Genomic DNA, 8,889 nt, shown 5'->3' on the forward strand with positions numbered 1-8,889 from the left:
AAGGAGCACGCAACATGACGGAAGTGCAGAAGAGTATGGCCTTGTTCTCGGGCTCGGCTAACCCCGAGCTTGCCGACGAGATCGCGAAGGATCTGAACGCTTCGCTCGGCAACGTCAAACTCGAGAAGTTTGCAAACGGCGAGATCTATGCGCGTTACCAGGAAAGCGTCCGCGGTGCCGACGTGTTTCTCATCCAATCCGTGTGCGGTGTCGAGGGCTTCGACGTGAACGATGCGCTCATGGAGCTGCTCATCATGACGGATGCCGCCAAGCGCGCTTCGGCTCGTTCCGTGTCGGCGGTCGTGGCTCATTACGGTTATGCGCGCCAAGACCGCAAAGCTGCGCCGCGCGAGCCCATCACCGCCAAGCTGGTGGCCGACTTGCTGGCTGCGTCAGGCGTGGACAACGTCATCACGATCGACTTGCATCAGGATGCCATCCAGGGCTTTTTCGACCTGCCGGTGAACCATATGACGGCCATGCCCATCTTCGTGGACTACTTCAAGAGCATGGGAATGGACAAGGACAAACTGTGCGTGGTGTCGCCCGACGTGGGACGTGCAAAGGCTGCGAAGAAGTTCTCCACGTTTCTTGACTGCGACATCGCTATCATGCACAAGGATCGCCCCAAGCACAACCAGGCCGAGATCACCGCGCTCATCGGCGACGTGACGGACAAGATCTGCATCTTGAACGACGACATGATCGACACGGCCGGCTCGCTGGTTGCGGCGGCCTCCACGCTGAAGGCCAAGGGTGCCTCGCAGGTGTACGCATGCGCCACGCACGGCCTGTTCAGCGGCCCGGCGTACGAGCGCATCGAGAATTCGTCCATCGAGGAAGTGGTGGTTACGAACACGGTTCCCGTGCCGCTTGCCCGCCAGACCGGCAAGGTGAAGGTGCTTTCCGTTGGCCCGTTGTTCGCCAAAACCATCAGCAACGTGTACAGCAACGGCAGCGTTGCCTCGCTGTTCGAATAGGTTGCCATGTATCTGATCGTGGGCCTGGGGAATCCGGGCGAGGAGTATGCGCATACGCGGCATAATGCCGGGTTCGATGCCGTGGACGCCATTGCCGAGGAGGTGGGTGCGCGCTACTGGAAGACGGAGTGCGGCGCGCTCACGACGAAAGGCGTCTACCGCGACCACGACATGGTGTTGGCGAAGCCCCAGAGCTTCATGAACACCTCGGGTGGGCCAGTGAAACAGCTGATGAACGCCTATGGAGTGGGTCCAGAACAGCTTATCGTCATCCACGACGAACTGGATATCGACCCCGGCACGGTGCGCGCGAAGCATGGCGGCGGGCATGCGGGGCACAACGGCCTGCGTTCTATCTGCGACAAGTTAGGTACCCGCGACTGGCTGCGCGTCCGCGTGGGCATCGGCCGCCCGCCGGGGCGCATGAACGTGGCAGACTATGTGCTGTCGCTTCCCAAAAAAGAAGCGGCTGACGATTTCGTCCAGGCTGTTGGCCTTGGGTCGCAGGCGGCTCTCTCGTTGGTGCAGGTGGGATTGGAGAAGACCCAGCAGGCTTTCAATTAGCGGGCAGGGTTCTTTGATGACTTGTTGTGCGGGCGTCCGATAAGGGCGCCCGTGTTCGTTTCAGCAGGATGCGGCCGTTTTTCGCTGCTGCTGGCCAGTTGCAAAGGGATATACTGCTTGCAGGCAAAGGGTAGGAGGCATGCATGGGGAATATTCTGAAGGGCGATCGGGCGCGGGTGTATGCGCTGTTCGCTATCGTCATGCTGGCCTCGGCGCTGGGCAACCTTTCCCAAACGGCGGTCAACGCTATGCTACCGGAGATCATGGACGAGTTCTCGCTGGAGGTAGGCTTGGGGCAGTGGCTCACCACCAGCTACATGCTGATGCTGGGTATTACGGTACCGGCGGCCACTTACCTGTCTCGGCGGTTCTCGACGCGGCAACATGTGTTCATAGCCCTGGCCTTTTTCCTGGTAGGTGTACTTGCCGCAGGTTTTGCCGCCAACTTCGCCATGCTTTTGGCGGGGCGTGTGTGCCAGGCGGTTTCGGCGGGCTTTCTGCTTCCCCTCATGCAAACTATCGCTATGACGCGCTTTCCCGAAGGACGGCGTGCGACGGCTATGGGCATCGCAGGTATTGCGATGGGCTTCGCGCCGAATATCGGCCCTACGGTCGGCGGGGCTTTAAGCTTCTCGTTTGGCTGGCGCAGCTTCTTTTTCGTGCTGTTGGTGGCGGTCGTGGTCTTGGCTTTTGCTACGGCGCTGCTCGTGCGCGGCGGCGAGGCCGACCGCACAGCGCGGTTCGACACACTTTCCTTCATGCTCTCGGCGTTGGGCTTCGGCGGGTTGTTGCTGGGCTTCTCGCAGGCCAGCAGTTTTTCGTTTACGAGCCCCTTCGTGTGGGCGCCGCTTGCGTTGGGCGCGATGTTTCTGGTGCTGTTCGTGCGGCGGCAGAAGCGTATCGATGATCCGCTTATCAACATGGAGATCTTTGCCTCGCGCCAGTACACGATCGGCTTTGCCGTACTGTGCCTGCTGCATGCGTCGTTTATGGGCGTGACGCTGGTTATTCCGCTGTACGTGGAGCAGCTGTGCGGAGGAACGGCGCTTGACGCAGGCATCGTCTTGTTGCCCGGCACGCTGGCGGCCTTGCTCTTGAACCCGTTGGCGGGTGTGCTCGCCGACCGCTTCGGCATTCGTCCGGTTGTGTTCGTGTCGGGTGCGTTGCTGGCGGTAGGCTCGGTGCTCATGGTGTTTCTGGACGAGAGCACGCCGCTTATGGTGACCATGCTCTGCCAGGCCGTACGCGCCTTCGGCGTGTCGGGTCTGATGGGGCCGCTTATCTCGTGGAGCCTTGCGGGACTACCGGGTCGTACCGTTACCGATGGCAGCTCGTTTTCTATCGCAGGGCGACAGGCGTGCGCCTCTCTGGGCACTTCAGCTATGGTGCTGCTCATTGCGGTCGGTGGGGGCGCGGGAGCGGCTCCGGCATTGCCGTTCCAGCTGGCATTCGCTTTTTCGGCTGCGTTCGCGGTGGCCACGTTCGCGTTTATCGCGCTCAAGGTGCGCTGACCTGCTTGTGCCTTCTGGGCAAGAGGCTGGCTGATTTTTTGCTCGCAGTTCGACGTAATAGTCCTTTTTTGAACATATATGTTGACAACATAGATGCTCTAGGAGTATATATGTTTATGTCATATAGATGGCGTCGAAGGCGAAGGTGCAAAGTCCCGCACGTGGGAACCGAAGGGGCACACGATGACCTCCGTGTCCGAATATGCGTGAAGGCTGGCGCATGCGGGTAAAGGCGACGCTGAGGAGTGTATGTGCGAAGGAAGGGGCGATGCCTATGCCGCAAGGTGATTGTGGCGAGGGTGCGCGACGGCAGCCTTGTTGCCGGCGACGCGGTGGGGGCGGCGGTGCCTTGGTGGAACCTGCGGCGCTGGCGGCCTTGCTCTATGCCGATGGTTACGGTTACGACATGCGCCGGACCATCCTGGACATGACCAACGGCGAGATCGATGTGGATGTGGGCGGTTTGTACCGTTCGCTGCGTCGGCTGGAAGATGAAGGTGCCGTGGCCTCGCGTTGGTGCGAGGAGGGCTCCGGTCCCCGTCGGCGCGAATATGAGCTGACAGAGCAGGGCATGGAGTTGGCAGAACGATGGCTGGACGCTTTGCGGACGCGTCAGCGGCTCGATGAGTTGCTGGTAGGCTTGCTGGACGGTGGCCTTGCAAAGGCGGGGCGCTCGCCCCTGCTGCCCGGCACTGAAGGATAGTACCGGCCAGCTCGGTTTGCTGCTGTTGAGAGACGGCGCGGATCGGTTCGGTTTGCTGGGTTAGAGGTCATGTCGCGGGGTCTTGTTCGGCTTTGCGTGCGATTGGAGCAATGCTAGGTTGCTGTACCGGGGCTTCGCAGCCCCGGGTGAAGATATCGGAACCTGGGGGTTCTGAGGAAAGAAGGATCATTATGGGAGAAACGTTGAAGCTTGCCGTGCCGACGATGGGCGCCGCCGATCTTGGGTCGGAACGTTCGGAACACTTCGGCCACGCCGATTGCTTCACTATCGTGGATATCGTGGACGGCGAGGTCAAGGGCTCGTCTGAGCTGGCTAACCCGCCGCACGAGGAGGGCGGCTGCCTGCGTCCGGTGGGCTTGCTTGCCGATGCGGGGGTCGATGCCATCGTGGCTGCCGGTATGGGCATGCGCCCGCTCATGGGATTCAACCAAGCGGGGATCACCGTGTACTTCGAGAACCAGACGCCGAACGTCGGCGAGGTTGCCCAACTCGTGGCAGCCGGCAAGGTGCCGATCATGAGTACGGACAACGCCTGCAGCCACCATCACTAGGACCTGCTTGTCCAGAGGTTCCCGAGACCGCTGTTTTGTATGCGTGCTCGTAGGTATGCGCCCCGTCGCAGCTTCGGCTGCATCGCGGGGCGTTTTTGCGTGCACGGCTTTTCGGGCCACGATGGTTCGGCGTTTTTCCTGCAAGAGCCGAGGCCTCATGCTATGCTGCTGAGGAAATGAAAGGAGCACGCGTGCAGCAGGTTGGCCAGCAGGGAAAGACGTATACGGTATCGGCGGCAGCGTCGCTGCTCGGCTCTTCGCGCCGCGTGTTGGCCGATGCGGTGGTGCCGACGAGTCTCGGGGAATCCGCCTCTTCGGTGCGATCTTACGGTTGGATATCCGGTGCCTGCGCGTCTCCGAGCAAGAATGACCGTTATCTGGTGGAATTCATCGGGAAACGCGAGTTCCGCATAGTCGCTTACGTGGATCGCTTCGCCCGCGTGTTTACGACGGATGAGCCGTTGGTGTCTCCGCCTGCCCGCATGCCGGACGTTGATTTTGCGTACTTTCCCGAGCAGGAACCACGGCGCGATCAGCAGGGCTTCGTGCGGGTGCAGGCGGCGGGCGGGGATATGCGCGAGGTGGCCCGGTACACCTGCGTGCAGGGCCGCTATGCGTTCTTTGACTCGTGGTTCGATTTCGGGCCCCACGGCGCGGACCTCTCTTACGATGATGCGCTTGCCCGTGCTTACTTCGCGTTCGTGTTGCGGCCGGCGCAGGGGGCAGGCGAGGTGCCGACGCGCGGCATAGGTTTCGTTCACGAATGTCTGCGCAGCGAACATCTGCTGGAGGGCTTGCGTTGCATTTGCGCTACGGTGCAGCGCGTCGAGGCCGATCCGGTCGTGCACCCGCCGGCTCTCGCACGCCTCCTTGCTCGCTGGCTTGATGAGGCGGGACTCGGTTCCCTGTCTGCGCCCGCGGTGCCCGACGACGCCCTTCGTTTGGTGCGCACCGCCCGCTATGCAAACACGTTCTACGTGGTGCACGAGAATGCGGAAGCTCCTGTCGAGCTTTGCTCTGTGTGGGCCCTCGAAGCTGCTCTCAATCGGTTTCTCCTCATCGAAGAGGCGTTCGGTGAGCAAGCTTCTGCGGCGACCGAAGCCGATTGCATTCGCTGGGACGCGTACTTGGTGGAATCGGCCGGTGCGCAGCCGCTGTCTTGGGACCTACCTGCTCAGGTGCCGGCAGGGGCTGTCGACGGAGAATGGGCGGTGCGATGTGGCATGGCCGCCGCGATCGAGCGCCTCAAGGTTCCGCTGCGCATCGAGGTCGCCTTGCGCGAAGATGTGGAGGCAGGCCTGGTTGCTTTTGCGCTGACGGTGCCCGATGCCTCGCTGATGCCGCAGCAGCGTGCATCCGACGCTCCGACGGGGGTTGGATGGGTTGCCGCAACCGATGCGGAGCGTGATGCGCAGGCGCGTCGCTATGCCATGCGTTTCGCCTTGGCGCTTGCTGCCCTCGCCTTCGAGGCATCGCCCTCGGTACAGCGGGTCGACGTGGCTGCTCGGCCGTTGCGGCGCGCCGTTGAATTGGACGGGCAGGGCGAGGGCGGCAAACAGATAGGGGGCGCGTCGGGTGGAGAGTTCCCTCCGAGCGAGACGAGCCCCGCTTATTTCCAGGTGACGCTCACTCGGCAGGCATACGATGCGTCCGGAAGGTTCCGCGCAGCGTTGGAAAGCGATCCCGCGGCCTTGCTCGCTTCGTGCGGCGCGATGATCGACGTACCTGATGCCGATCCGTTTGCGCCGGTGGAGGCTCTTCCTTCGGCGAAGCTCCGGCATGCCCTTCCGGAAACGAAGGATATGACTCTGTCCCCGGCGGCGTGTGCTGCGTTGGGAGTCGACCGCGCAAGCGGTCTGCGCATCGTGGCTGACGGACATCGGAGGCATCTCGGTGAGGTGTTGGCAGAGCGCGTCCGAGGTACGGCGACGGCGACCGAGGCTATTAGAGCGGTGCGTGAAGAGCAGGAAGCCGCCGCAGAGCGGGGCGATGATGCGGCGGTTGCCGCTTGCCTGCGTCTTATGGCGGCATTGGCCGAAGGCTCGCTTGACATGGGCGACCAGAACGCAGTGGTAAGCTGCTTCATCGGGGAGGACCGCTGCCTTGCGGCGCTCAACCGCGCTCGCGGCCTTGCCCAAGGTAACCCTCAGGAGGCGGTGGGGGTGCTCATGGACGCCGTTGCCGAAGCCGCGGCGCTCGATGGGTTCGTGGACGGGGCGACAACGGTGTACCGCTCGTTCGACTCGTACGCGTCGCGTGTGCTCTACGAGCGTGCGCGCCAGGCAGCGAAGGACGGCTCTGGGCCGTCGATCCCGGCGTTATCCGAGCCTGCACTTGAGGCGTGCGCCGCGGCAGACAGCCAGAAGCGCGTGCTTCTGGCTTCCGACTCGTTCTATCTCTGTCATTTGGAGATTGTCAGCCTGCTTGAGCGTTCGTTCGACCGCGTTGACGATGCGCTGCGCTATGGGCGGCGCGCTATCGAGCTGGCTCCGGCCACGGCGGCGGGTTACCGGCAACTCGGTCGTGCCTATATGCTGGTGGGCGACATGGAGAACGCCATTGCCGTGCTGGAATCGTGTCTGCGTGTGGCAACCCAGCAAAGCGACATCGCCATAGCCTACTATCAGCTTGCCTATGCGCTGTGGAAGGCGGGCAGGCATCAGGTGGGTGCCGCGTGCTATCTGAAGTCGGTTATGGTCGCGCCGGTTGTTGCGCTGCAGGCCATGGCTGAGCTCAAGGGCCTTGTTGACGAGCAGGGCATCGAGCCCATCGACCGCGACGACGTCGACGGGGAGCTGGAGGCTGCTGGCATTGTTGTTGCGCCGACGAACGCGGTGGTCGACCTGCTCAGCGCCGGTGCGGCAGCGGCAGTCGATGCTGGCCTTTTCCCCGTTGCCCACAACCTGCTGTCCTTGCGTTTGCGCTACCGTCCCGACGATGCGCTCGTGAGTGTGATGCGTTCCCTCGAAGGCAGTTAGGCTCCCTTGGTTTGACTGCGCTACAATAGTACGACAGGCGTTTTGTATTGAATTCACAACGAAAAGGAACCATCATGGCGCTGCAAGCCCCCGAAGGAACAAAAGACCTGCTACCCGACGAGTCGAAGTTCTGGACGTATTTCAAGGCGACGGCTGCCGAGGTGTTCGGCCGCTTTGGCTACGTGCCTATTGAGACGCCCTTGTTCGAACAGACTGACCTGTTCGTGCGCGGTATCGGCGAGGCGACCGACGTAGTGTCCAAGGAAATGTTTACGGCGGTGTCGGGGCAAAACCTCGAGACGCTGCTGGGCGGTGGCACCATCAAGGCGAAGAGCCGCCTGTCGTTGCGCCCCGAGGGCACGGCCGGCGTGGTGCGTGCCGTGGTTCAGCACGATTTGGTACCGCAGGGGGCCGCACCGGCCAAGCTGATGTATGCGGGTCCCATGTTTCGCGCCGAGCGTCCGCAAAGAGGCCGCCAACGCCAGTTCAACCAGGTGGGCGTCGAGTGCCTGGGTGCGGAAGACCCCAGCGTGGATGCGGAGAGCATCATCATGCTCATGCGGTTCTTCGAGGCTATCGGCATTCCTGTAGAATCTATGCGTCTGTTGGTGAACTCGATGGGATGCGACGTGTGCCGTCCGGCCTATCGTGATGCGGTGCGTTCCTATATGGATGCCCACGCCGACGAGCTGTGCGACGAATGCAAGCGTCGTGCGGAAACAAACCCGCTGCGTGCGTTCGACTGCAAGAACTCCGGCTGTGCAGCCGTCATGGCGCATGCCCCCAAGATCACCGACCACCTGTGTGGCGACTGCCGCGATCACTACGGCACGGTGAAGCAGTACCTGGTGGGCGAAGGCCTGTCTTTCGAGGAGGACCCGAAACTGGTGCGTGGCTTGGATTACTACACCCGCACGGTGTTCGAGGTGCAGGTGACGGAGGGCATGGGAAGCCAGAACGCCATCGGCGGCGGCGGGCGCTACGACAAGCTGGCCGAGGAGGTGGGCGGCCGCCCCACGCCGGGCTTCGGTTTCGCGCTGGGCTACGAGCGCTGTGTTATCGCATTGGAGGCGGCGGGCTACGAGTTCCCCCGTGCGCAGCGATGCGACTATTTTGTGGCCTGCGTGGACGACTCGGTGCGGCCTGAGGCGTTCTCGTTGGTGCAAGCGGCTCGCAATGCCGGCCTGACCGTCGAGATGGACCATCAGCACCGCAGTCTGAAGAGCCAGTTCAAGCTAGCCGACAAGCTCGATGCCGACCAGGTGATCGTGCTTGGTCCCGACGAGTTGGCCGCGGGTACCGTTACGGTACGCAATATGGCCACCCACGAGGAGTATGCGATAGGGCTTGCGGCTATGAAGTCGCTCCTGTCCCGTTTCGGCAACCAGCCCTTCGACGGGGATTTCTCGAGCATGTTGAAGAGCGCTTCGGAGGAATAGGCTCTGCACACGCTGCGTGCACCTCAATACGTATCGAAGCGAAGGCTCCTGGATCCGCAAGGGTTCTAGGAGCCAATTGATTCGGGGTTATTGCTTGTATGAAGCTATAGTGAGAATCCTTCGTGCGTGCTAGAATAAAACT

General features: G+C 62.2%; 7 protein-coding genes. All 7 read left to right on the plus strand.

Annotation, left to right across the window (positions count from 1 at the left end):
- Nucleotides 1–14: 14 nt before the first annotated feature.
- The 7 genes from RR842_RS09625 to hisS all read left to right on the plus strand — a co-directional run bounded on the left by RR842_RS09625 (nt 15) and on the right by hisS (nt 8,747).
- Nucleotides 15–980, plus strand: a complete 966-nt coding sequence (locus RR842_RS09625) for a ribose-phosphate pyrophosphokinase (RefSeq protein WP_332513826.1) — start codon at nt 15–17, stop codon at nt 978–980.
- A gap of 6 nt (nt 981–986) precedes the next feature.
- On the plus strand, nt 987–1,544 hold the full coding sequence (gene pth, locus RR842_RS09630) for an aminoacyl-tRNA hydrolase (protein ID WP_332513825.1): 558 nt from the start codon (nt 987–989) through the stop codon (nt 1,542–1,544).
- Nucleotides 1,545–1,687: 143 nt separating this feature from the next.
- Nucleotides 1,688–3,055, plus strand: a complete 1,368-nt coding sequence (locus tag RR842_RS09635) for a DHA2 family efflux MFS transporter permease subunit (RefSeq protein WP_332513823.1) — start codon at nt 1,688–1,690, stop codon at nt 3,053–3,055.
- Nucleotides 3,056–3,323: 268 nt separating this feature from the next.
- On the plus strand, nt 3,324–3,758 hold the full coding sequence (locus RR842_RS09640; protein ID WP_332513821.1) for a PadR family transcriptional regulator: 435 nt from the start codon (nt 3,324–3,326) through the stop codon (nt 3,756–3,758).
- 191 nt (nt 3,759–3,949) lie between these two features.
- Nucleotides 3,950–4,330, plus strand: a complete 381-nt coding sequence (locus tag RR842_RS09645; RefSeq protein ID WP_332513819.1) for a NifB/NifX family molybdenum-iron cluster-binding protein — start codon at nt 3,950–3,952, stop codon at nt 4,328–4,330.
- Nucleotides 4,331–4,521: 191 nt separating this feature from the next.
- The gene (locus RR842_RS09650) at nt 4,522–7,308 is read left to right on the plus strand and encodes a tetratricopeptide repeat protein (RefSeq protein WP_332729600.1); all 2,787 of its coding nucleotides are present in this window, start codon (nt 4,522–4,524) and stop codon (nt 7,306–7,308) included.
- A 74-nt stretch (nt 7,309–7,382) separates the two neighbouring features.
- Nucleotides 7,383–8,747: a histidine--tRNA ligase gene (hisS, locus tag RR842_RS09655; RefSeq protein WP_332729601.1), complete on the plus strand. Its 1,365-nt coding sequence runs from the start codon at nt 7,383–7,385 to the stop codon at nt 8,745–8,747.
- Nucleotides 8,748–8,889 lie beyond the last annotated feature (142 nt).

The sequence above is a fragment of the Gordonibacter sp. genome (assembly GCF_036667095.1).
Taxonomy (GTDB): domain Bacteria; phylum Actinomycetota; class Coriobacteriia; order Coriobacteriales; family Eggerthellaceae; genus Gordonibacter.